This window comes from Streptomyces coeruleorubidus (assembly GCF_028885415.1).
Lineage (GTDB): Bacteria > Actinomycetota > Actinomycetes > Streptomycetales > Streptomycetaceae > Streptomyces > Streptomyces coeruleorubidus_A.
The window spans coordinates 6,723,957-6,745,715 of record NZ_CP118527.1; the positions used below are offsets into that span (position 1 = coordinate 6,723,957).

Below are 21,759 nucleotides of genomic sequence, written 5' to 3' on the forward strand. Positions count from 1 at the left end.
GGTCTCCCGTCCCTAGGAGACCCCCATGACTGAACGCGAGCTCGCAAGACGCGCCCGCCATCGGCTCGCAGTGCTGCGCCACGCGGAAGAGGTGAGCGGCAACGTCGCCGCCACCTGCCGCTACTACGGCATCAGCCGCCAGTGCTTCTACACCTGGCGCCGACGCTACGAAGCCGAGGGCCTGGACGGCCTCAAGGACCGCTCCAGCGCTCCGCACCACACTCCGCGTGCCACGACGGCCGACGTGGTGGAGAAGATCCTCTGGCTGCGTCGGCAGTACCACTTCGGCCCGGCGAAGATCGCCATGTATCTGCAGCGCTACCACGACGTCGCGATCAGCACGTCGGGCGTCTGGCGGATCCTGAAGAAAGTTGGATTGAACCGGCTGCCGGCCTCGCAGCGCTACAAGCGCCGCTCCATCCGCTGGAAGCGCTACGAGAAGCAGCGACCGGGCCACCAGCTGCAGGTGGACGTCAAGTTCATCGAGCCGCTCGGCCAGAGCGGACGGAAGAAGCGCTACTACCAGTACACCGCCATCGACGACTGCACCCGCCTGCGAGTGCTGCGCGCCTTCCCCCGCAACGATCAGAAGACCGCAATCCAGTTCATCGACTACGTCCTGGCCAAGCTCCCCTTCGCGGTCGATCAGATCCAGACCGACAACGGCCAGGAGTTCGGCCAGACCTTCCACTGGCACCTGCTGGACAAGGGCATCGGACACGTCCGCATCAAGCCTCGCACCCCGCGGCTGAACGGCAAGGTCGAGCGATCCCACCGCATCGACTCGGAGGAGTTCTACCGCCTGCTGGAGGGCCAGGTCATCGACGACGTCAACCTCTTCAACAGCAAACTGCAGGAGTGGGAGGACTACTACAACTACCATCGCCCCCACGGCGCCCTCGCCGGCCAGACCCCTTACGAACGCCTACGACAGAAAGCCCAAGACCCACTGTCATAGGCGTCCGTCAGCTGCACAGCTAGCCCCCATGACCTGCGCCACTCGGCCCTGTCCACCTGGCTCCATGCCGATGTCGACCCAACTGAGGTCGCGGAACGCGCTGGCAACAGTGGGGAGGTCCTCATGGCCAAGTACGCCAAGTGCTTGTAGGGATGGGTCGCGATCGCCAACCAGCGCATCCAGGCACTGCTGGATGATTACGATTGAGAGCCTTTGCTCGGCACATGATCTTCTGGCCATTCGAGGAGAGCAGCTGCTCGATGTGCCGTGTGCACGAGCCGCTGGTGGGACGATGAATCGGTCGCTGTTGCGGCTCGCTAACTCGCAGGCTTCTCGTCCGGCGGACTGATCAGTTCGCGTTGCCAGTCGGCGAATCCTTCCCGCAGGGACGCGGCTTCGGTCGCGGTAAGGCCGTAGGCGGCGAACTGCTTGTCGGTATAGCGCTGGATGCGGGCGAGTGAGTCGGCGAACATCCGCGGGTCGAAGCCGTCGTCGTTCTGCTTGGCCAGCTCCATCAGGCGTTCGCGGGTGTATCCGGCCTTGAGGAGGCCATCGACGTCGATGGCGTCGCGGACCTCGGCCCGGCCGTCCAGGGCAGTGGTCTTCCCGGCGGCGACGTCGTCGGGGTGCAGGACCGGGCCGAGCTCGGAGGGCACGGGCGGATGGTTGAGGAACTCGGCGACGAGTTCCACCTTGTTCTGGATGCCGCTGGCGGGATCGGTGACGTTCAGCCGCGTGTAGGTGTGCTCGGGGTTCTGGTGGGCCAGTTCCACGGTGAAGCCTGCGGCTTCGTGGCGGCGATGACGCGTTCCGTGGCTGCTGGCATCTCCACGGTGGCCCGGTTGATCGGAGCGAAGAGGTCGACGTCGTCCCTGACCCGGTTGACGATCTGGTGGGCCTGGACGGCGTAGCCGCCCGCCAGGGCGTAGCCGAAGTCGTCGGCGAGCGCGTCGAGCCCGATGCGGATCAGTCGGCGGTGCAGCTCGTCCACTACGCTGCGGCCGCCGCAGGTGCGAGCTCGGGGAAGCGGGCCTGCCAGGCCGCACGGGCCGGAGCGGGCAGGAACAGGTCCGTCCAGTGCTGGCGCAACAGATCGGCGCTCAGGTACGCCCGCAGGTCGGCTGGGGTCTGGGCTTCCCGGATGACCCGCTCGTACATAAGGAGCATGTCGGCCTCGTCGGCGAGGTCGTACTCGTAGTGTGGGCCCCAGTCGATGTGCCGGGGCAGGATCACGGTGCCTGAGGCCGGCCCGACCAACTCGTCGAGCGACTCCGGAAGCGCGTAGATCCTCGCGGCGGCGTACCTGCTCATACGCCCAGCATGCCGTAACCGGCGGCGTCGTGGTGCCGACACCGGCATCCGCGTGGGCAGTGAGCGTCACGTTCGACGAAATGCCTGCTCACAGCCGTGCCCAGCACTGACCCGGGAAAGTCAAACGGCCTGTTCCCTCCGTATGTTTTTCGACTGTCTATGTCGGCAAATGCGCAGGTCACGGCAGGTGTCCTACGGAGTCGGCTCTACCATTCGGCTCTCCCATCCCACGCATGTCCCACGCGAGGCCGTTCCACGGGATCGGACATTTGGGATTTCGTCCGTCTGGCGCCACAAAGTCACAGCTCGAAGGCTCGCTGGGCGGAGCGGTCATGGCCAGGATGGCGGTGTGCGTTTTGGCATGCACAAATTAAGCCCTGACCCACGTTTATGCAGGTCAGGGCTTGTTTGGTGGTGCCCCCGGCAGGATTCGAACCTGCGCACACGGCTCCGGAGGCCGCTTGGGGCCCGGGCAACGCAGCAGGTCACGGCGCTGCACGTGGCAGATCAGGTGGGACGAGGCCACGGATAGTCCATGGTTGGCTGAGCAGTGCTTTTGGAGTTCGATCGGAGCCCGACCGGGCTGCCACCGCGTGCTGACACGACCGCATCTCATACTGCACTTGAGCGGCCGAAGAACCGAGACATCTTGCGGCCTAATGACTTATGAGGTGCCTGATCCCAAGGCGAGTATGCGGTAACGGAGCGGCTGGCCGACAAGGCAACGTTTCAGAGGTTCGATCCGGCCTCTGCAATGACTCAGCTGCCCATACACTGGCCTCCCACCCGTTCGGACGTGCTTAGATCGCGGAGGAGCGACAGGGCTGTGACATTGGACAACGTGCATCCGTCCCTCAACGCATCTCGTATGGAGCGTCGCGATGTCTGGCGATCAAGAGGCTTTTGTTAAAGTAAACGATTCATTGGTGCAGACGGCGCGTCACCGAACCGTCTACGACCTTGCATTGGTATTTTACGGAGTTCTGACCGTACTAGCCCTCGAACATCCTTTGACAGAGTTCGCGGAAAGCGTTGCTTCCAAACCGGCAGGCCATGGACTCGACGACTGGACCCAACGTTTGTTGACGTTGACGCTGATGGTACTGGCGGCTGTCTGGCTTCACACCCTCGTGATTTCACTAGAGCTAAATGACACTCGCCAGAACGAAAAACTATATCCCAGTGCCATCTATCAGTTTTGGGCTGGCGTTGTGATGGTGGTTATCCTGATGACTCTCGGAAAAACAGTGGAGCGCAGTACGACAGCGTTTCTCACTGCTTCGCTGGCATACCTCACTTGGGGTGTCCTGTTCGCTCTATTGAGCCTTGCAAAGGCAAGGTCAGAGGGCGCTAAAAAGACAGCGAAATATGATCTTGCGACATGTGTGGCTGGCCTGGTCATCGCGCTTCTTATGGCGATCTGGGCTTCAAGTCATCCTGGCCCCGCATGGCAGTTTACGCTGGCGTTGGCGGGTCTGTTGCTTGTACTCTTCTCGGTTACTGCTGAGTACTGTACGCAATCCTCGTTCTACAGTCTCTGACCTGTGAAATAAACTACCAAGTCAATCATAGCCGTGCATTCTTAGGTATTCCTTGACGGGCATAGTGGAGACCGATACTGCACCTTGAAGGAAGTTCTGCATTGTTGAATACTCCAAACCTCTAGTAACTCCCTCCTCTTCACCCTCGCATGCATTGAAGTACTCGCCTAGGAAAATCGATATTACGTCTGCGGGGATCGACATCTCACTTTCCTCCTGATCGCAGGCGTCCGAGTCTATGGGGAATGCGACGAGAAGTAGGGGTACTCGATTGCGGTCCGGTGACAGTCGAGGTTGCCAATAAGGCATATCCAGCACGCGGCCACGCAGCCTATCGAACAGGCGCAGACGAGCGACAGGATCACCATAGTCTTCAGCAACGGGGCTTCGATCTGGCGGTTCTATCTCGGCTATAATGAGTGCTGACTCTCTCTCAAGCGCCCAATCGGAAACAAATTTGGTCAAGCGGTAACCGATACCAGATCCTCGGAGATCTGGCCGAGTGGCCAAGTATGCAATAAGCAGAACCCGGCTATGTGGATACCATTCGCCCACGATGCCAGCGACGACATTGCGTCTCTTGTCAAGTGCTAGCACGATCCGCGGTCGGGACTCCGGCGGCTTGCTGAGTGCATCGGTGAGCCCGCGCAGTGGCTCTCTCTCGTCTCGGGGGAATGATTGCGCCAGGACACTTTCGTAGAAGTCGTGAGCCAGGCGCATGTCAGGAAACTGAGTGAGGTCGTGCATTTCGTATTCGGTTTTCGGAATGCTCTGCCCATTAGTCATTTTTCCCTCGGCTCGCGCATCGCCATTCATTCACCTCCTGGCTAGGCAAATGAAGGGCGGCGCCCAGGCTGTGCCGGTTTCAATACGACATTACAATTCTTGCGACACGCATTAATGCCCGCAACTGCGCAGGGCCAGGTGCAGTGGGAAGCTGCCTGCGGCTCGTCCCTGGCTCGCATGGACTGACCTGCGGTGGAGCGGCCATGGCATCTGGTTGGCAGACGACCTGGTCCCGCCATTCGTTCCCCGCACGACGTCGCACGTTTCTGGCCCGACCTCTTCGCGTCCTGAACTTTCGGCTGGAGGGTGACCCGAGGTCCGCTGGGCTGATGCCGGCTGTGCGGAGGGGAACAGACCGCCTGAGGTTGGTGAAGATGTGTCAGCCGAATCTGGAGTTCGATCACCGTGCGGAGCGCCGTGGTAAAACGGGGCTCCGTGGTCGCTCGTCGATCCGGTTGTGGCCGCCTCGGTGCGCCGTCGTTTGCCGCCGTTGATGTCAGGCCGACGGTCTATGCGCTGATGGGCAACTCCCGCGCTCGCTGGCGCGCCTTGGCTCTCAGGTTCTTGAGGCGCCCGTGGAACGCGTTGTGGTGGTTCTGGTCGAGGTTCAGTGGCAGGTCAAGATGAGAGATGAGCTCGGACTCCATGGCCCACGGTTCTTCTTGCTCGATCCAGCACACTCGCGCGTTCTCTGCCATCCAATGACTGAGGGTCGCCTCGCCGGCCTCGCCAAAGGTCATGCGCTTGCCGCTGCCCACGCGGCGCAGTTCGAACCCGAGCAGGCAGCCGAGTGTCAGTCGCAGCGTCGATCCGGCCGCGTTGCCCCGGTAGTGGTACCGCACACGCTTCCGCAGGTTCTGCGTGCTGATTCGGTTCGCCATGTACCGCGGGGCTATGCCGACGTACAGCAGGCGTTCGGCGTCCAGGTCGTGGTGGGGTGCCTGCTTGAAGTGCCACCCGTAGACCCCCGCCACGGCGGGAACAGGGCTCGGGCGCAGCAAGACCTCCGGCGCCGACCACAGTCGGTCGGGACGGGTGAGAGCGGTAGCTTCCACGAAGCCTCCAAGTGCGCTGATGCTTAACAGCCGCAGGCTACTGGTGGATGCCGACAGAGCATCCTGGTCTGCTGGCTCCGCGGACCCATGCCGCCAGCTCGTATCGCGAGCTGGAAGGAGGAACTCCGTAGTGCATTGGCCAAAGCTCGGAGAGACGCGTTAGGGATATGTCCAACGGATGGTCGTCGTATAACCTGTCAGGGCGTCATATGCCTGCCGTACACGGGGGACCAACACATGGACCAGCAATTCTCCGCTGCCGACGTTGAGCGAGCGGTCGGCATCTCACCGGTGTCGTACCTCGGTACGGGCACTTTCGGTGAGACGTGGAGGGTTGTCGACGGCGAGCGGGATGCAGCATACAAGATCATTTATCGTGACGATGCTGACTTGGAGCGCCTCCGCCGGGAGATCACTAGTTACCGGAGGGTAGTTTCTGAGAACGTCGTTCGCCTGGACGACGTTGTTCTGCTTGATATCGCAGGGCGGCGCAGGGTCACTCTCGTCTTCGAGTACATCGAGGGCGGTGACCTTGCCGAAGCAGTCCCCCCGGTCCGCCCGACTGCCGATGAACTCGTCAATTTGGCGAGCGGCTTGCTGAGCGGCATATCGGCGATTCATGCAGCGAACCTGTTGCATCGCGATCTGAAACCAGCCAACATCGCTCTTCGGGGCGGGGACTATGCCCACCCGGTCATCTTGGATTTGGGGCTCGCCAAGCTGATGGACGTAGAGTCCATCACCCGGTATCCGCAGCTGATCGGAACGCCGATGTACATGGCTCCAGAGCAACTTCGTGGAGAGCGGGCGCTCAAGGCAAGTGACCTGTGGGCGATCGGTGTAGTGCTCTATGAGGCAGCGACCGGTGAGCATCCGTACGTCGCGCAGGGGGAAACGCTATCGTGGGACGAATTTTTCGAGCGTATCTCCCGCAAGCCCTCAATCCCCAGCTTTGTCCCAGCTAGGGTTGCTGACTTGATTGATCGGTGCCTGTCTGAGCAGCCTCACAAGAGGGGCACCGTGGCCAGAGCTATCCGTCGCGTCAAGGGGGAGTAGACATGAGTGGTGACGATGAACTGCATTTCGTTGTGGACTCGGCGAATGCCGACTTCTCCGATGCGGAGACGATCGACGACGACCTCTTTGGCTGGGAAGCTGAGGCAGAAGCGGACGCTGAGGCCCTGGTTGACTCCGTTGATGAAGAACGCTTTGGTGCGGCGAGGGAATGCCTGGAAAGCGGCAAGCCGCTCTTCATGGTCCAGCGCAGTCATCAGCATTCATCGATTATTCCGGCGGCGTTGAACCGGATCAATGCACTGCATGGCAACTCCTTGAACCTTGGCGTAGTTGCTCCGATTCCCCGAATGCGTCCCACTGGCCAGTCCGGAATCCCTAGTTTTTTCGGTAATACCGCCATTGCGCCGATTCAGGTTGCTGATCCTGAGTGTTTCGCCAGGCCTGATTCGTTTGGCACGATGCTTGCAGATCAACGGGACGGAAAGCCCTACGCTGGAACGTCGACGTCGGGGAGATGGCCCTACTTCAATCGTGTCCTCCCCTCTGGCTGGACAGCAGAGTGGGTTGCAGAGGTGGTGCGCACCCAACGCGACCTAGGGGCAACTCTTCTCTTGACCCCCGGACTCTGGATGGACCCGGCTGACAGGGCAGGAAGCCTACGCATCCTCCGAGAGCATGTGGATTGGGCGCGTGACGAGATTCGTGATCACGAGAACCTTGCAGTCAACGTGACCATTCCATACACGTGGCTCACCACGGGGCGCCTGCGCGACGCGCTTCTCGCCGAATTACTCGACATGGACGAGGACATTTACTACGTTCGAGTTCGTTGGCCGCTCCTTGCCCAGCCTTACGGACAGCTTGCATCAACCGAAATCCTGGACGGGTATGTAGAGCTGTCGAGTGTCTGCGAGGAGAACGACAAGTTTCTGATCCTGCCCAATACTGCGCTGACGGGCTGGGTGGCGCTCGCTTGGGGAGCCAGCGGTCTCTCTACTGGGATCGGAACAGGTGAGCGTTCGTTCGCCGACACGAAGGTAATTAAGATCAAGCGCACGACCCCTAGGCCGGCGCCCACCAACAGAACGTTCCGGCGCAGTCTGCTACACGTGGTCGACGTAGACACGGACGCGTTGCTTTCATCGCTCGCTGGGCAGCGTGCATGCGGTTGCGAGTTTTGCCGAGCTCAAACGCCAGGCCTGTGGGACAAGGCAAAATCCGGTGCACACTACCTGTTGAAGACAGCTGAGATCGTGGCCGAAGCGTCGGATCACTCCCGCGGGCGAAGGGCTGGAACACGATCGATAGCTCGGGAAGCCAGAGACTTCAGGGACTCGGCGTCGCCTGTCGTTCCGCTGAATAACGCAAACGATCCAAAGCATTTGGATCTCTGGCTGGATCGACTTAAGTAAGGAGCAACGTTGACTTTCGAGGATCGTCTCCGCTGCTGGTGGTGATCAGCTTACCGAATACGTGCCCCCAGAAACCGGAATTACCTCCCGAGCCGCGAACCGCAAGCACTCGCTCCGCCACAACGAAACGCTCATTGTTCTTCGGTGACTTACGTGACGGGTTCGCGACTACCGTGAGGGGCTCTTTGAAGGGATCCGCTGAAACGGATAGGAGCCCGATTCCTGCATGTTCCAATGCGGCGCGCAAGGTGTCTTGCGTTTTCGGTAGGCGCTCCGAATCCATAGCCAAGAAAGTTTTGTTGGCGAACCTAGCGTGGGAGCTTGCTTGCCCAAGGGCTCTCTGCCAGTCAGTGCGTTTTACTTCGATCGCGTAGAGGCTTGTAGTCGGGCACTGGTAGACATGTTTGGATTTCCATTGGCCTCGGCCTGCCCGCTCAACCCACCCGTACTCCATTAGCATTGGCATCAGTTGCTGGGTGATATGCGATGGAGAGGTGAGGGTGCTTGCCGCGATTTCTGATGTCGTAGCAGCAGGCGATGAGCGGTTTCCGACCTCGCATTTATGTTGAGTCGAGGTGAGAAAAGATGCGATATCAATCGCAGACTTCGATTGAATGGGGTGCAATCCCCACCTTTTCCGCTCCTCTATTACTTGCCTGTTGAAAACGGCAAAAATGAGATCAGCGACACCCTTCGGTGTTTGAATCTCATAGAAGTGCTCCCAGGGTGTCCTAGGGGATGTGAATTTGTATCGATTTTCGGTAAGGGGTCGCAACATGTCGGCTTCCCTTTTGAATTTAGTCATGCGACGCCTCCGACAGCTTGCTTCGCGAAGCCTCCATCGTACGAGATGGAACTGACAGTGAGCGCAGCTTCGCTCCGTTATTCGAGCCGATACCGGCGCATCTGGCAGCCTCGCTGTGGAAGTCCCGGTCGAAGGCCATTGCGGTCCAGGACCCTGGGCTGTCGTCGAGCCCATTGGCGGTCGGCTGCGGCCATGGGGGCTGCTGCTCACCGAGGTCGGCGTAAGGACTTTGGCCGGGAGCTGCTTTGGCGCGAGTGATCATGGCCCCGTAAGCTTGCGGCGCGTCGGGCAGTCTGTGGACCTGCCCGGTAAAGCACGACGTTGGGGCCATGATCTTCGAGGCTCGTGCCAAAGTGGCTGGCTAAAGTCGTGGAGCCAACCGCCCCAGCCACGACGTACCTCTCCCTGGCATCAGGCGGCTGATTGCTGTGCGCGCGGCACGGGCGCCGGCCGGGCTGGAGCGGGGCGGAGACAGGAGCGCAGGCCCGGCCGGGGGCCGGGCCGCGCGCGGTGAGCGGAGCGAGCCGCCTTGAACCAGTAGAGAAAGTTGTAACTCAGTCTGTGGTGCGGGGCTTGAAGTCGTACGCGCAGGTTGGGAGTTCGACACCTTGGCGGTGGGACAACGGCAGGAAGACCACTGGCCGGATGGTCCAGGTGATGCGGGTGCTGGCGTGGGTCACGGAGACCGTGCAGGGTTCCATGCGTAAGAGGGCTCGTCGCGTATCGATGCGGCCGTCATAGAGCCAGGCCCAGGCCTCGTCGGAGGCGTCCGGATCGAGTGCTGGTGAGATCGTACGTAGGGCGACCGCTACCCATCTGTCGGCTTGTGGCGCCGAGTAGGCGTCGAAGGATCCCCGAAGTGCTGGCAACCCTGCCTCGTCGTTGACGTCTTGCGTCCAGCACTCGCACCAGAAGCCCCGCTGGGGCTTGTCCATCAGCACGGGTGTCCTCCCGGCTGGGTGTCCGTGAAGAGTTCGGCGGTGACGGTGTAGCCGCTGTGGCTGCCGTGGACGACGACCCGGTGGGCGATGACGCTGACCATGCCCAAGCCGCGGCCGTGTACCGCGTCCATGCTCGGTTGCTCGACCTTCGGGGCGGTGCCCGTTCCTCCCTCGTCGGTGACCGACAGGGCAACCACCTTGGGCGAGACCGCGAGGGCCAGGTGGAAGCTGCCTACCCCGCCGCTGGCCGTGTGGAGGATCGCGTTCGCGCTCAGCTCGCTCACGATCAGTTCGGCGTCGTCGGCCAGGGGAGATCCGCGCAGGATGTCCCGTGTCCAGCGGCGGGCCCGGCTCACCTCTTCCGGAAAACCTGGGCAAGTGAGTCCCCAGACCCGGGTGGTGCTCGTATACTCGTGCATACAAGTTCCTTCGTGCTGGTAGGCCGCCATGTGCAGCGGGTTCGGGCTAGACGAGTTTCACGCCGTCGTGGGCGCGGATGGCCGGCGGGGATACCGCGTCCAATGCGTCCAGGACGCGGATCGCGTATGCCTCGTCGGCGAGTTCGATGACCTCTTCGCGGGTGGCCCAGCGCAGTGCGCGGGTCTCGTCCCCGGTGGTGGGCGTGCCGTCGGCGGCCTCACAGCGGAAGACCATGGAGACGATCAAGCCCTTCATGTTCTTGTAGATCCCGGTCAGGGTCGCGGGAAGCGCGATCTTGATGCCGGTCTCTTCGAGAACTTCGCGCTGGAGGGCCTCGGGGATGGTTTCCTCGCGTTCGAGGATTCCGCCCGGGGGTTCCCAGTGGCCGTTGTCGCGGCGTTTGATCAAGAGGGCGCGGTCCTGGTCGTCGACGATGACTCCGGCGACGCTCACGGAGTGCGGACGGTCGGTGCTCACGTTCCTCTGCCCTCTCGGATGGCTAGGCTCTCCACCGTAGCAACAAAGCTCGCCCACTCGTCTAGATACCTAAAGGAGTACACGTGCCCTCTCTTTCCTCCGGCCTCCTCGGCGACCTCGATCCCACGAGCGATCGTGCGGTCTTCCGGCAGATCGCCGACCAGCTGCGCGAGGCCATCGACCGTGGGCGATTCAAGGAGGGCGAAAAGCTGCCCTCCGAAGCGGAGCTTGTCGAACATTACGGGGTTTCCCGTATGACGGTTCGAAACTCCTTCTCCGTCCTCCAGGGCGAGGGCCTGGTGCACGCCGAGCACGGCAAGGGCGTCTTCGTGCGACCACGCCCGCCTGTACGGCGGCTCGCCTCAGACCGGTTCGCCCGGCGCCATCGCGAGCAGGGGAAGTCCGCCTTCATCGTGGAGGCCGACGCCGCCGGCAGTCACCCACAGGTGGACAGCCTGGAAGTCAAGGAGGAGAAAGCCAGTCAGGATGTCTCCACCCGACTCGGGTCCGTGCGGCGGGTGCTGGCCCGGCGCCGCCGGTATCTGCTGGACGGGCGGCCCGTCGAGTTCGCCACCTCGTATCTGCCCCTCGACATCGCGCGCGGGACGCCGATCGCCGAGCCGAACCCCGGGCCCGGTGGCATCTACGCCCGGCTTGAGGAGCTGGGGCACCGCCTCGACCGCTTCGAGGAAGAGATCCGTGCCCGGATGCCCTCACCCGATGAGGTCCGGACACTGCGGCTGGCCTCCGGCGTGCCGGTCATTCACCTGATCCGGACCGCGTTCGACCAGGAAGGGCGGGCCGTGGAGGTCTGTGACACGGTCATGGCGGCGGACGCGTACGTGCTGTCGTACCAGCTCCCGGCGACGTGATCGCCTGATCGGCGGCGGTGCGCGGGGACGCTGCTCCGAACTCGTACACCTCAACAGGCATACTCGTATAGACGAGTGGGCAAGTTGTGTGGCAAGGTGGTTGCCGTTCCCGGGAGGCCGGGTTCGAACCCTGCATCTTGTATAGACGAGTAGATGGGAAGAAGCTTTGCGCACCATCCGTGTAGAGACCTCGGCCGCAACGATCCTGCTGACCGAGGCCCCCGAGCCCAAGGTCCGCGACCGGCAGACGGGCGAGATCGCCAAGGACGCCACCAGCGGAGAGGCACTGATGACGATCGGCGTCGTCTACCTGGAGGACGGCGAGTCGTCGCTGATCAAGGTCACCGTTCCCGAGAGCGGGGTGTCCGAGGGGCTGACGCTCGGGGCTCCGGTCTCGCTTCCGGGTCTGGTGGCCCGGCCGTGGGAGAGCGTCTTCAACGGGCAGCAGCGGCACGGCATCGCGTTCCGCGCCGCCGCCGTGACTCCGGCCGCGTTCCCGGCCGCCTCCGGAGCCGCTGCCTGATGACCGATCTGACGACGCTCCTGGAGGTGGGTGGTCCTGTCGCCGCACTCGGCGGCGGGGCCGCCTACGCCCGGGCCAAGCATCCCGGCCTGTACTGGTCCACGTTCGGCCTGCCGATATCCACAGCCCGGCTGCTCAGCTCGTACGGCTCGGTCATGGAGGCCTGCGGCCTGACTGTGGCTCCGTCCCGGCTGCGGATGCTGGCGGTCAAGGCCACCACTCGCCGTGAAGTTCGTCCCGTACCGCCGCGTCGCGGCATCATCCGCCCCACCTCGACCGGGCTTCGGCTCCGTCTGCGGCTCGCTCCGGGGCAGGAACCGGCCGACGTCGCCGCCTCGACGGAACGGCTGCGGCATGCCTGGGGCGTTCACGCCGTGTACGTGACCACGGTCAAGCCCGGTGTGGTTGAGCTGCGGCTGGTCGGCTTCGATGTGCTGCGGCAGGTGCGGATGCCGCGCAAGGTGGACGCCAAGTTCCTTCAGGTGCCGGTGGCCCTGCGGGAGGACGCCATGCCGTTCATACGCAACTACCGGACCGTGCCCCACCAACTCACCCTCGGCGCAACGCTGTCGGGCAAGTCCATGTATCTGCGGCACCTGATCGCCGGACTCGCCCCTCAGCCGGTCGCCCTGGTCGGGATCGACTGCAAGCGTGGAGTGGAGCTGGCGCCGTTCGCCTCCCGCCTCTCCGCGCTGGCGACCGAACCGGAGCAGGCAGCAGAGCTGCTGCCCGTGCTCGTGAAGGAAATGGAGGACCGTTACGACCTGATCAAGGCTCGGCAAGGCATCGCCCCGGACACCCCGGCCGAAGAGATCACCTCCGACATCTGGGGACTGCCCGAGTCCGAACGCCCCGTTCCCATCGTGCTGTTCGTGGACGAGGTAGCTGAACTCTTCCTCGTCGCCACCAGGAAGGACGAGGAACGGCGGGACGAGATGGTCACCCAGCTCATCCGGCTCGCCCAGCTCGGCCGCGCGGCGGGCATCTACCTTGAGGTCTGCGGGCAGCGTTTCGGCGCCGAGCTGGGCAAGGGCGCGACCATGCTGCGGGCCCAGTTGACCGGCCGCGTCTGCCACCGGGTGAACGACGAGGCTTCCGCGAAGATGGCGCTCGGCGACATCGCACCCGAAGCGGTCATGGCCGCCTGCGCCATCGCCCCCGAACGGCCCGGCCTCGCCGTGGCAGGTGACACCTCGGGTGGCTGGTCACGCTTCCGGACGCCGTACCTGTCACTCGGAGACGCCGCCGAGACCTGCCGCGAATACGCCCACCAGGTGCCGGACCTGCCCGTGCTCAAGCCCTTCCAGCCCGAGGTGACGGTACGGCCGGTGGAGTCCCTGGCCCCGGTCATCGAACCGCGCCCGGCAACCGGCTGACCTCCTCCACCAACCCCGGTCGGCGTGACCGCCTCACGCCAAGTCCCTACCCCTCGCTTGCCTGAATCCGGAAGGAGCCGCATCATGCGCGCCCAACTGGCCCGCGTGGACGCGGTGCTCATCCAAGCTGTCATCGCTGCCGCACTGTCCTTCGCTCACCTACACGACATCGCCTCGGCGGCCGGGCAGGACGGATGGAAAGCCTGGGCCTACCCGATCAGCGTCGACCTGTTGCTCGTCGCCGCCTGGCGTCGCCTGCGGTCCGGGGAGGCGAAAGCGGCCGGGTGGTGCTGGTTCGTCATCGCGCTCACTGCCTCACTCGGAGCCAACGTCGCCACCGCCGGCCTGCTCGACATGAACCAGGTCCCGGCCTGGCTGCGCATCCTCGTGGCGGGCTGGCCTGCGGTCGCCTTCCTCGGCGGCACGCTGCTCGCGCACTCGGCACCGACGACGGTCGACCACGCCGCCGAACCCGCCACGGACGACGAGGTTCACGACCAGGCCGAGGAACGCGAACTCCCTCCCGAGTCGCCTGCATACCCGGCCGCCGAGCACGCCCCGCCCCAGGAACCGGTCAACGAACCGGAACCGCCTGAACGTCCCGTCCTGCCCGTTCCGGCCGCCCTCGTCGCGCACGCCCGCAAGGTCGCCGCCGAACACCACACCCGCACCGGAGCACCCATCGACACCCCGACCCTTCGCGCCCGCCTCGGCGTCCCTGCACCCATGGCCGAAGCCATCGCCACCCACCTCTGAAAGGAGACCCGTGTGACCGCCAATCGCCGCTTCCGCAACGTCGTTCGCATCGGCCCTGTCCAGGTCGGCACGTACTACGACGGCCGGGGCCAGGAGAAGCACACCGCCGCCTGCACCGCCCCGCGCTGCGGCTTTTCCACCGACTACGACGGCCGCGCCGCCGCCGAGCTGGCCGCCCGCACCCACCGCTGCCCCGTCCGCTGAAAGGACCCTCACCCCGTGACCGTCAGCCTGCCGCTTGTCGTCGTCCTCGGCTTCTTCGCCTGGGGAGCAGTCAGGTTCCTCGGCGTCCGCGTCTGGATCGTCGTCCTGATCGCCCTCTTCGGCTTCTGGCTCTCCCGCACCTTCCTCGCACCCGCCATCGAGTCCGGTACGCGCTCCGGCGTGACCGTCATAAACGGCTCACACGCCTAGACGAGTAGACACGAGTAGATAAGGAGACCTGGCCCGTGTTCCTCCCGAAGTACCCCGACAGCCCGACCCCGCCGCCCGCTCACACCCACACTCCGACCGAGACGGCCTCCGTACGGCGCTCGCTCCCGTCGGTCTCCATCGATCAGAAAACCGTCGTGGCCTTGGTCGTCGGTGGAGTCGTCCTCACCGCGCTCCTGGCCGCCGTAGCCGTCACGGCCATCTCCGTTGCCGTGGCCGCCGTCGTCCTGCGCGCCATGCTCCGCGACCACCGCCGCTGAACCGCGCTGGCCTCCGGGGCGGCGGCACACGACCAAGCATTTCGCCGCCCCGGCGCCTGTTCCTCCCGACCGAGCCAGTCAGAAGGGGAAACGCCATCTTCACCCGCACCACTCCGGCCCCACTCCCGGAACTCGCGAACCTGGCCGCGCGGGGCACGTTGCCGGGTATCCTCCGCCAGCTCTCCGGACTCGGCGGCTGCACGAACCCGATCCGCCTCGACGGCCACCGCACCGAGTACGACGTCGACACCACGACCGGCGAGATCGGCAACGTCCTCCACCGCCTCGACTCGTCCAGCCTCCCGGCCGGGCAGCTCCTCGTCCGCTGCAACAACCGCCGCACGACCCGCTGCTCGGCCTGCGCCGAGGTCTACCGCCGCGACACCTTCCACCTGATCACCTCCGGCCTGCGCGGCGGCAAGGGCATCCCCGAACACGTCGCCGCCCACCCGCGCGTGTTCGCCACCTTCACCGCCCCGAGCTTCGGCCCAGTCCACAACCGCCCCTCCACCGGGCGCCCCTGCCGCTGCGGCACCCACCACGACCAGGACGACGACGTACTCGGCTCCCCGCTCGACCCGGATACCTACGACTACGAAGCCGCCGTGCTCTGGAACGCCCACGCCGGTCCGCTCTGGCGGCGCTTCTCCACCTACCTGCGCCGAGAGGTAGCCAAGCGCGCCGGCCTCTCCCAGCGGCGCTTCCGCGAGCACGCCCGCGTGTCCTTCGCCAAGGTCGCCGAGTACCAGAAGCGCGGCGCGGTCCACTTCCACGCGGTCATTCGCATCGACGGCCCCAGCGGCGGCGACACCTCACCCCCTACTTGGGCAACCGCCGAGCTGCTCACGGACGCCATCCGTGCTGCGGCCGCCAAGGTCCGCGTGGACGGCCCGGTCATCGACGGCCGCACGCACACCTTCACCTTCGGCCGCCAACTCGACGTCCGCACTATCCGCTCGGCCGACTTCAACGACGGCCAGGAACTGACCGAACGGGCCGTCGCCGCCTACATCGCCAAGTACGCCACCAAGGGCGCTGAGACCGCGACGGGAGCTCTGGACCGGCCGCTCAAGTTCGCCGCCGAGCTTGCCCAGCTCGACATCAGCGACCACGCCCGCCGCATGATCCGCACCGCATGGTTCCTCGGCGCTCGCAAGGATCTCGAACACCTCCGCCTGCGCGCCTGGGCTCACATGCTCGGCTTCCGCGGCCACTTCTCCACCAAGTCCCGCCGCTACTCCACCACTCTCGGCGCTCTCCGTGACGCCCGTGCTGAATGGCGCCGCGCCCAAGCCGCCGCAGCCACCGGCCCCGAGCCCGAGACGACGTACGTCCTCGCCCACTGGGTCTTCGCCGGAACCGGCCTGTCCGACGCCGAAGCCTGGCTTGCCGCATCCCTCGAACCCGCCCCCGGTACGGAAGGAGAACCGACATGGACCGCCGACGGGACGAACTGATGACTGTCCCGCAGATCCTCGCCGAGCTCGGTGGAGTGTCACGCCGAACCTTCTACCGCTGGCGCGAGCTGGGGCAGGCTCCGGAAGCGATCAAGCTTCCGAATGGTGAGCTCCGCGTTTGGCGCAGCGACTTCGACGCGTGGCTCCACGGGCTCGCGGAGGCGGCGTGAAGTCGCATGACGTGAGGGTGTGGGGCATCCGCAAGCGGCCGTACAAGACGCCGTCGTATGACGTGCGATGGAAGGTCGGGGATGCCCCGCCGTTCTCCGAGACCTTCCGGACGAAGGCACTCGCCGACAACTTCCGGGCCAAGCTTCTTCGGGCTGCCCAGAAGGGCGAGGCATTCGACACGGAAACCGGTCTGCCGGACTCCATGGCACCCGCCAAAGCGTCATGCACCTGGTACGACTTCGCACGGGCATACGTCGCCATGAAGTGGCCGCACGCGGCTCCGAACTCCCGCGACAGCCTGAACGAGACGATGACGCTCGTCACAACTCAGCTGTTGGGTGATCGGCCGGGGCGGCCAGCTGACGACGTCTTGCGCCGTGCGCTGCGGGGCTGGGCTTTCGTCGTCCAAGCCTCGGACGAGGAAGCTCCGCCGGTCGACATCGCCAACGCTCTTCGCTGGGTGGCCAAGGCCTCACTGCCGTTGGCGACACTCAAGAATCCGGCAGACATCCGCCGCGTCCTCGACTCGCTCAAGCTCAAGCTGTCGGGCACTCCAGCGGCCGCAGAGACGGTACGGCGCAAGCGCGCGGTCCTCTTCAACGCCCTGGCCTACGCGGTCGAACTGGGGGAGCTTCCGGAGAACCCGGTCACGCTCGTGAAGTGGAAGCCTCCGAAGGTGACCAAGGAAGTCGACCGCCGGGTCGTGGTGAACCCTCGGCAGGCACGCGAGCTCCTGGCCGCCGTCTCATACGTCGGCGGTTACCGCAGGGCCCGGGGGCGGCGCCTGGTCGCGCTCTTCGCCTGCATGTACTTCGGTGGGCTTCGGCCGGCGGAAGCTGTGGCGCTGCGTCGTCCGGACTGCACGCTGCCGGAGACCGGGTGGGGTTCCCTGATCCTGGAGAAGACCCGCCCGACCGTTGGGAAGCGCTGGACCGGGACCGGGGAGGTTCACGACAACCGCGGCCTCAAGAATCGCCCCACGAATGAAACCCGCATCGTCCCGATCCCACCTCGCCTCGTCCGCATGCTCCTCGCCCACATCGAGGAGTTCGGCACCGCCAAGGACGGGCGGCTGTTCGCCAACGAACGTGGGGGAGTGGTCGCCTCCACTACGTACTGGCGCGTTTGGGACGAGGCCCGGCACCTGGCGCTCACGCCGGAACAGGTGGCCTCGCCGCTGGCCGCTCGACCGTACGACCTGAGGCACGCCGCGCTCTCCTCGTGGCTCAACGCCGGCGTCGACCCCACCGAGGTGGCGGAACGCGCGGGCAACAGCGTCGAAGTGCTGCTGAGCCGGTACGCGAAGTGTCTCGACGGCCGCCAGGACGTTGCCAACCGCCGGATCGCCGAGCTCCTCGGTGAGGGCGACGGCCAGGAGGACGAGCCCGGCGACGGGACCTGATCCCGGCAGACCTCCGACACGCGCATCTGCGGCATGATGGCCCCTGGACTACGGTCCGGGGGCCTCGGCGTTTTCTGGTCCTGACCTGCGGATTCCTGGCCTGCGGCCAGTCCACGGATAGTCCACAGCCCCCGACATACAGCCGCTCTGAGCGGCACACGCCTGCACATACGCGAAGACCCCGTCTCAGCGAAAGCGCTGATGGCGGGGTCTTCGGGCACCTCATACAGGGTGCCCCCGGCAGGATTCGAACCTGCGCACACGGCTCCGGAGGCCGTTGCTCTATCCCCTGAGCTACGGGGGCGTGTCGTTCGCGTTGCTCGCGGCGACGGGTAGAACACTACCAGCTCCCCCGGGGTGGTCATGAACGGGTTTCCGCTGTCAGAGGCGGGGTTGCGGGTCGCCCGGTCGGGGTGGAAGTGGGGAAAACCCGGACGCGGTGGCCGGGGTCGACCTACTCTCGAGTTGTGCCAGGCGCGTCGGGCCGGGTGCTTGTTGTGGACGACAACAAGGTCATCCGGCAGTTGATCAGGGTCAACCTCGAGCTGGAGGGGCTGGAGGTCGTGACCGCGGCCGATGGTGCCGAGTGTCTTGATGTCGTTCATCAGGTGCGGCCCGATGTCGTGACCCTCGACGTCGTCATGCCCCGGCTGGACGGGGTCCGCACCGCCGCTCGCCTGCGAGCCGATCCGCGTACCCGTGACGTGCCCCTCGCCATCATCAGTGCCTGTACCCAGTACGAGGTCGAGGCCGGGCTCGAAGTGGGCGTCGACGCCTTCCTCGCCAAACCGTTCGAGCCCGCTGAACTCGTCGGGATGGTGCGGAAGTTGATCGAGCGGGAGCGGAGTGGGGGGAGGCCCGGGAGCGGTGGTGGTGCCGGTGGCGGTGGTGCGCCCGCTTACGGGTCCGTCCTCGGCGCGGGGGAGGCCGAGCGGGCCGGGAGTGCCGGCGGTTGATCCATCAGCCGCGTATGCGTGGCCGGTCCATGGCTGCGTACGGCAGCTGCGTACGGCTCAGCCGGCCCGCGTCCACATCCCGGACCCTCCTCGAAACCGGCTCGCATACCCACCCCCCTCCTCCCATACGCTTGTCCCCGTGACCCCCGTCGAGCTCTCCCGCACCGTGCTGCACGCCGTGCGTCGCGCTGTCGACGAGGGTGAGCTCAGCGTGACCGTGCCGAAGCGGGCCGTGGTCACTCCGCCGGGGCCCGGCGGCTGTGGCGACTACGCCACCAACATCGCCCTCCAGCTGGCCGGCGCGGCCGGGCAGCCGCCGCGGCGCGTGGCCGAGATCCTGAGGTCGCGTCTCGCCGGTGAGACCTCCATCGCCGATGTCGTCGTCACCGGGCCCGGATTTCTCAACTTCAGCCTGGAACGCAATGCCTCCGCACTCCTCGTCGAGGAGGTCCTGCGGCGTGGGCGGCGGTACGGCCACGCCGAGGGGTTCAGCGGGACCGTCGTGCAGCTCCGGTGCCCCGCGGAGGTCCGTGCCGTCGTCGTCACGGACGCCGTGGCCCGCGTGCTGCGCAGCCAGGGCGACTTCGTCCGCGTCATGTGCGAGGGTCGGCCCGCGCCGGAGTGGGAGACCGTCCTCGGTGGAGAAAGCAGTCATTCCGGCAGCCGCTCCGGGAGTCATTCCGGCAGCCGCTCCGGCAGCCATCCCCGTAGCCACTCCGCAGGCCCCGGCACCCTCCCCGACCTCGACGTCACCGTCCGTCCCGTCCCCGCCTCCTCCGACCCCCTGCCCCTCGGCCGCGACGCCGCCCGCTGGGCCCTGCTGTACCCGGCCGCCCGCGACCGGCCCCGCATCCCCGGTGATCATCTGGTCCAGCGGGAGACCAACCCCCTCTTCCGCGTCCGGTACGCCCACGCCCGCACCCGGGCACTCCTGCGCAACGCCGCCGACCTGGGCTTCCACCCCGAGCCCGGCCCCGTGAGCGACGCCGAGGCGCTGCTCGCCGCACTCGGCGACCACCCCCGTGTCCTCACCACCGCCGCCGCCCACCGAAGCCCCGACCGCCTGGCCCGGCACCTCGTCACCGTCGCCGACGCCACGCTGCCCCTGCTCCCCGCCGTGCTGCCCCTCGGCGACGAGAAACCCTCGGCCGCCCACCGTGCCCGGCTCGCCCTCGCCGAAGCCGCCGGGGCGGTGCTGGCCGGCGGCCTGTCCCTGCTCGGCATCGATGCACCCGACCACCTCTGAAAGAGCACGCAGAATGAGCCGTTCCGCACACCCCGCCGGGCCCCGTCACGCCGACGTCCTCCCCGAGGGCCACTACTCGGCGCCGCCCGCCGACCTCAACGTCCTGGACCCCAAGATCTGGGCGCAGACCGTGACGCGTGACGAGCACGGTGTCGCCACCGTCGGGGGGATCTCCGTCACGCGGCTCGCCGAGGAGTTCGGCACCCCGGCCTACATCCTCGACGAGGCCGACTTCCGGGCCCGCGCGCGTGCGTGGCGTACCGCGTTCGGGACCGGCGCCGACGTCTACTACGCCGGCAAGGCGTTCCTCTCCCGTGCCGTCGTGCGCTGGCTGCACGAGGAAGGGCTGAACGTCGACGTCTGCTCCGGCGGCGAGCTGGCCACCGCCCTCTCCGCCGGCATGCCCGCCGACCGCATCGCCTTCCACGGCAACAACAAGTCCGTCGACGAGATCACCAGGGCCGTCGAGGCCGGTGTGGGGCACATCGTGCTCGACTCCTTCCAGGAGATCGTCCGGGTCGCCCACATCGCGCAGAGCCTCGGGAAGCGGCAGAAGGTCCTGATCCGGATCACCGTCGGCGTCGAGGCCCACACTCACGAGTTCATCGCCACGGCCCACGAGGACCAGAAGTTCGGCATCCCGCTGGCCGGCGGACAGGCCGCCGAGGCCGTACGCCGTGCTCTTCAGCTCGACGGGCTCGAACTCGTCGGCCTCCACAGTCACATCGGTTCGCAGATCTTCGACATGTCCGGGTTCGAGGTCGCCGCCCACCGGGTCGTCTCGCTGCTCAAGGACGTCCGCGACGAGCACGGCGTCGAGCTGCCGGAGATCGACCTCGGCGGCGGGCTCGGGATCGCGTACACGAGTGATGACGACCCGCGCGAGCCGCACGAGATCGCCAAGGCGCTTCAAGAGATCGTCAGCCGTGAGTGCGAGGCCGCCAAGCTGCGCACGCCGCGCATCTCCGTCGAGCCGGGGCGCGCCATCGTCGGCCCGACCGCCTTCACGCTCTACGAGGTCGGCACCGTCAAGCCCCTCGACGGGCTGCGGACGTACGTCTCCGTCGACGGCGGCATGTCGGACAACATCCGCACCGCGTTGTACGACGCCGAGTACAGCGTCGCGCTGGTCTCCCGCACCTCCGACGCCGAGCCGATGCTCGCCCGGGTCGTCGGCAAGCACTGCGAGAGCGGGGACATCGTGGTCAAGGACGCGTTCCTGCCGGCCGATGTGGCACCGGGTGACCTCATCGCCGTACCGGCCACGGGCGCCTACTGTCGGTCCATGGCCAGCAACTACAACCACGTGCTGCGGCCGCCCGTCGTCAGCGTGCAGGGCGGCGAGGCCCGGGTGATCGTCCGCCGTGAGACGGAGGAGGATCTGCTGCGTCTCGACGTCGGCTGAGCGAGAAGCGGAAGGCCGAGGAGTGGAAGGCCGGGAAGCCGAACGCCGCGGGGCGGAAGATCTCCTGTCTGCCGCCCCGGGAAAATGAAATAGATGTCTCACGATCCGGACCGGGGGCAGAAACTCCCGTCCGGTGAGTGAGACTGGTTCCACCGTAGACGGTAATGAGGAAACGAGGTC

25 protein-coding genes and 2 tRNA genes are annotated in these 21,759 nt (G+C 65.7%); 17 read left to right on the top strand and 10 right to left on the bottom strand.

Features of this window, described 5'->3' with window-relative positions; all coding sequences use genetic code 11:
- Window positions 1–25 precede the first annotated feature (25 nt).
- Entirely contained in the window at window positions 26–958 is a 933-nt protein-coding gene (locus tag PV963_RS31400) for an IS481 family transposase (RefSeq protein WP_274818531.1), read from the top strand.
- A 317-nt stretch (window positions 959–1,275) separates the two neighbouring features.
- On the opposite strand, the gene PV963_RS31405 is transcribed toward PV963_RS31400, so the two are convergent.
- The 4 genes from PV963_RS31405 to PV963_RS31420 all read right to left on the bottom strand — a co-directional run bounded on the left by PV963_RS31405 (window position 1,276) and on the right by PV963_RS31420 (window position 2,743).
- Window positions 1,276–1,731 (bottom strand): nucleotidyl transferase AbiEii/AbiGii toxin family protein, encoded by a 456-nt coding sequence (locus PV963_RS31405; protein ID WP_274819556.1) that lies wholly within the window; start codon window positions 1,729–1,731, stop codon window positions 1,276–1,278.
- A complete protein-coding gene (locus PV963_RS31410; RefSeq protein WP_274819557.1) occupies window positions 1,686–1,949 on the bottom strand; it encodes a hypothetical protein in 264 nt (87 codons plus the stop codon). Before PV963_RS31410 ends, PV963_RS31405 begins: the two co-directional genes overlap by 46 nt.
- A complete protein-coding gene (locus PV963_RS31415; protein WP_274819559.1) occupies window positions 1,949–2,269 on the bottom strand; it encodes a hypothetical protein in 321 nt (106 codons plus the stop codon). The genes PV963_RS31410 and PV963_RS31415 overlap by 1 nt, the downstream gene beginning before the upstream one ends.
- Before the next feature lie 412 nt (window positions 2,270–2,681).
- A tRNA-Ser gene (locus PV963_RS31420) sits at window positions 2,682–2,743 on the bottom strand.
- A gap of 407 nt (window positions 2,744–3,150) precedes the next feature.
- Here PV963_RS31420 and PV963_RS31425 point away from each other — a divergent pair.
- Window positions 3,151–3,810, top strand: a complete 660-nt coding sequence (locus tag PV963_RS31425; RefSeq protein WP_274819561.1) for a hypothetical protein — start codon at window positions 3,151–3,153, stop codon at window positions 3,808–3,810.
- Window positions 3,811–3,831: 21 nt separating this feature from the next.
- Here the strand turns inward: PV963_RS31425 and PV963_RS31430 are convergent, their stop codons facing one another.
- Together PV963_RS31430 and PV963_RS31435 are read right to left on the bottom strand one after the other, a co-directional pair.
- Window positions 3,832–4,626, bottom strand: a complete 795-nt coding sequence (locus PV963_RS31430) for a GNAT family N-acetyltransferase (protein ID WP_274819562.1) — start codon at window positions 4,624–4,626, stop codon at window positions 3,832–3,834.
- Between the two features lie 479 nt (window positions 4,627–5,105).
- The gene (locus PV963_RS31435; protein WP_274819564.1) at window positions 5,106–5,651 is read right to left on the bottom strand and encodes a GIY-YIG nuclease family protein; all 546 of its coding nucleotides are present in this window, start codon (window positions 5,649–5,651) and stop codon (window positions 5,106–5,108) included.
- 237 nt (window positions 5,652–5,888) lie between these two features.
- Between PV963_RS31435 and PV963_RS31440 the strand changes: the two genes are divergently transcribed.
- Both PV963_RS31440 and PV963_RS31445 read left to right on the top strand, forming a co-directional pair.
- Window positions 5,889–6,707 carry a serine/threonine-protein kinase gene (locus PV963_RS31440; RefSeq protein ID WP_274819566.1) on the top strand — a complete coding sequence of 273 codons (819 nt, stop codon included), beginning with the start codon at window positions 5,889–5,891 and terminating at the stop codon, window positions 6,705–6,707.
- Between the two features lie 2 nt (window positions 6,708–6,709).
- Entirely contained in the window at window positions 6,710–8,080 is a 1,371-nt protein-coding gene (locus PV963_RS31445; RefSeq protein WP_274819568.1) for a hypothetical protein, read from the top strand.
- Between the two features lie 1,359 nt (window positions 8,081–9,439).
- On the opposite strand, the gene PV963_RS31450 is transcribed toward PV963_RS31445, so the two are convergent.
- From PV963_RS31450 to PV963_RS31460, 3 genes are read right to left on the bottom strand one after another with little or no spacing between them, the layout of a single operon-like run.
- A complete protein-coding gene (locus PV963_RS31450) occupies window positions 9,440–9,820 on the bottom strand; it encodes a hypothetical protein (protein ID WP_274822172.1) in 381 nt (126 codons plus the stop codon).
- Window positions 9,820–10,245, bottom strand: coding sequence for an ATP-binding protein (locus tag PV963_RS31455; RefSeq protein WP_274819570.1), 426 nt, complete (start codon window positions 10,243–10,245; stop codon window positions 9,820–9,822). Before PV963_RS31455 ends, PV963_RS31450 begins: the two co-directional genes overlap by 1 nt.
- A gap of 46 nt (window positions 10,246–10,291) precedes the next feature.
- Complete coding sequence (locus tag PV963_RS31460; protein ID WP_062931480.1) at window positions 10,292–10,699, bottom strand: NUDIX hydrolase; 408 nt, start codon at window positions 10,697–10,699, stop codon at window positions 10,292–10,294.
- A 107-nt stretch (window positions 10,700–10,806) separates the two neighbouring features.
- On the opposite strand from PV963_RS31460, the gene PV963_RS31465 reads away from it, so the two are divergent.
- The 10 genes from PV963_RS31465 to PV963_RS31510 all read left to right on the top strand — a co-directional run bounded on the left by PV963_RS31465 (window position 10,807) and on the right by PV963_RS31510 (window position 17,972).
- Window positions 10,807–11,595 (top strand): GntR family transcriptional regulator, encoded by a 789-nt coding sequence (locus PV963_RS31465; RefSeq protein WP_274819571.1) that lies wholly within the window; start codon window positions 10,807–10,809, stop codon window positions 11,593–11,595.
- Between the two features lie 166 nt (window positions 11,596–11,761).
- Complete coding sequence (locus PV963_RS31470; RefSeq protein WP_274819573.1) at window positions 11,762–12,118, top strand: hypothetical protein; 357 nt, start codon at window positions 11,762–11,764, stop codon at window positions 12,116–12,118.
- Entirely contained in the window at window positions 12,118–13,494 is a 1,377-nt protein-coding gene (locus PV963_RS31475; RefSeq protein WP_274819575.1) for an FtsK/SpoIIIE domain-containing protein, read from the top strand. The genes PV963_RS31470 and PV963_RS31475 overlap by 1 nt, the downstream gene beginning before the upstream one ends.
- An 84-nt stretch (window positions 13,495–13,578) precedes the next feature.
- On the top strand, window positions 13,579–14,250 hold the full coding sequence (locus tag PV963_RS31480; protein ID WP_274819577.1) for a DUF2637 domain-containing protein: 672 nt from the start codon (window positions 13,579–13,581) through the stop codon (window positions 14,248–14,250).
- A 12-nt stretch (window positions 14,251–14,262) separates the two neighbouring features.
- Window positions 14,263–14,454: a mobile element transfer protein gene (locus tag PV963_RS31485; protein ID WP_059419022.1), complete on the top strand. Its 192-nt coding sequence runs from the start codon at window positions 14,263–14,265 to the stop codon at window positions 14,452–14,454.
- A 15-nt stretch (window positions 14,455–14,469) separates the two neighbouring features.
- On the top strand, window positions 14,470–14,664 hold the full coding sequence (locus tag PV963_RS31490; RefSeq protein WP_102910781.1) for a hypothetical protein: 195 nt from the start codon (window positions 14,470–14,472) through the stop codon (window positions 14,662–14,664).
- Between the two features lie 35 nt (window positions 14,665–14,699).
- Window positions 14,700–14,942: a SpdD protein gene (locus PV963_RS31495; protein WP_274819580.1), complete on the top strand. Its 243-nt coding sequence runs from the start codon at window positions 14,700–14,702 to the stop codon at window positions 14,940–14,942.
- Between the two features lie 158 nt (window positions 14,943–15,100).
- Entirely contained in the window at window positions 15,101–16,399 is a 1,299-nt protein-coding gene (locus PV963_RS31500) for a replication initiator (RefSeq protein ID WP_274819582.1), read from the top strand.
- Window positions 16,375–16,569 carry a helix-turn-helix transcriptional regulator gene (locus PV963_RS31505; protein WP_033314625.1) on the top strand — a complete coding sequence of 65 codons (195 nt, stop codon included), beginning with the start codon at window positions 16,375–16,377 and terminating at the stop codon, window positions 16,567–16,569. Before PV963_RS31500 ends, PV963_RS31505 begins: the two co-directional genes overlap by 25 nt.
- Entirely contained in the window at window positions 16,566–17,972 is a 1,407-nt protein-coding gene (locus PV963_RS31510; RefSeq protein ID WP_274819586.1) for a tyrosine-type recombinase/integrase, read from the top strand. The genes PV963_RS31505 and PV963_RS31510 overlap by 4 nt, the downstream gene beginning before the upstream one ends.
- Before the next feature lie 232 nt (window positions 17,973–18,204).
- On the opposite strand, the gene PV963_RS31515 is transcribed toward PV963_RS31510, so the two are convergent.
- A tRNA-Arg gene (locus PV963_RS31515) sits at window positions 18,205–18,276 on the bottom strand.
- A gap of 163 nt (window positions 18,277–18,439) precedes the next feature.
- On the opposite strand from PV963_RS31515, the gene PV963_RS31520 reads away from it, so the two are divergent.
- The 3 genes from PV963_RS31520 to lysA all read left to right on the top strand — a co-directional run bounded on the left by PV963_RS31520 (window position 18,440) and on the right by lysA (window position 21,579).
- Window positions 18,440–18,928, top strand: a complete 489-nt coding sequence (locus PV963_RS31520; RefSeq protein ID WP_274819588.1) for a response regulator — start codon at window positions 18,440–18,442, stop codon at window positions 18,926–18,928.
- Window positions 18,929–19,067: 139 nt separating this feature from the next.
- Window positions 19,068–20,174 carry an ArgS-related anticodon-binding protein NrtL gene (gene nrtL, locus PV963_RS31525; RefSeq protein ID WP_274819589.1) on the top strand — a complete coding sequence of 369 codons (1,107 nt, stop codon included), beginning with the start codon at window positions 19,068–19,070 and terminating at the stop codon, window positions 20,172–20,174.
- A gap of 13 nt (window positions 20,175–20,187) precedes the next feature.
- Window positions 20,188–21,579 carry a diaminopimelate decarboxylase gene (gene lysA / locus PV963_RS31530; RefSeq protein ID WP_274819591.1) on the top strand — a complete coding sequence of 464 codons (1,392 nt, stop codon included), beginning with the start codon at window positions 20,188–20,190 and terminating at the stop codon, window positions 21,577–21,579.
- Window positions 21,580–21,759: the final 180 nt, after the last annotated feature.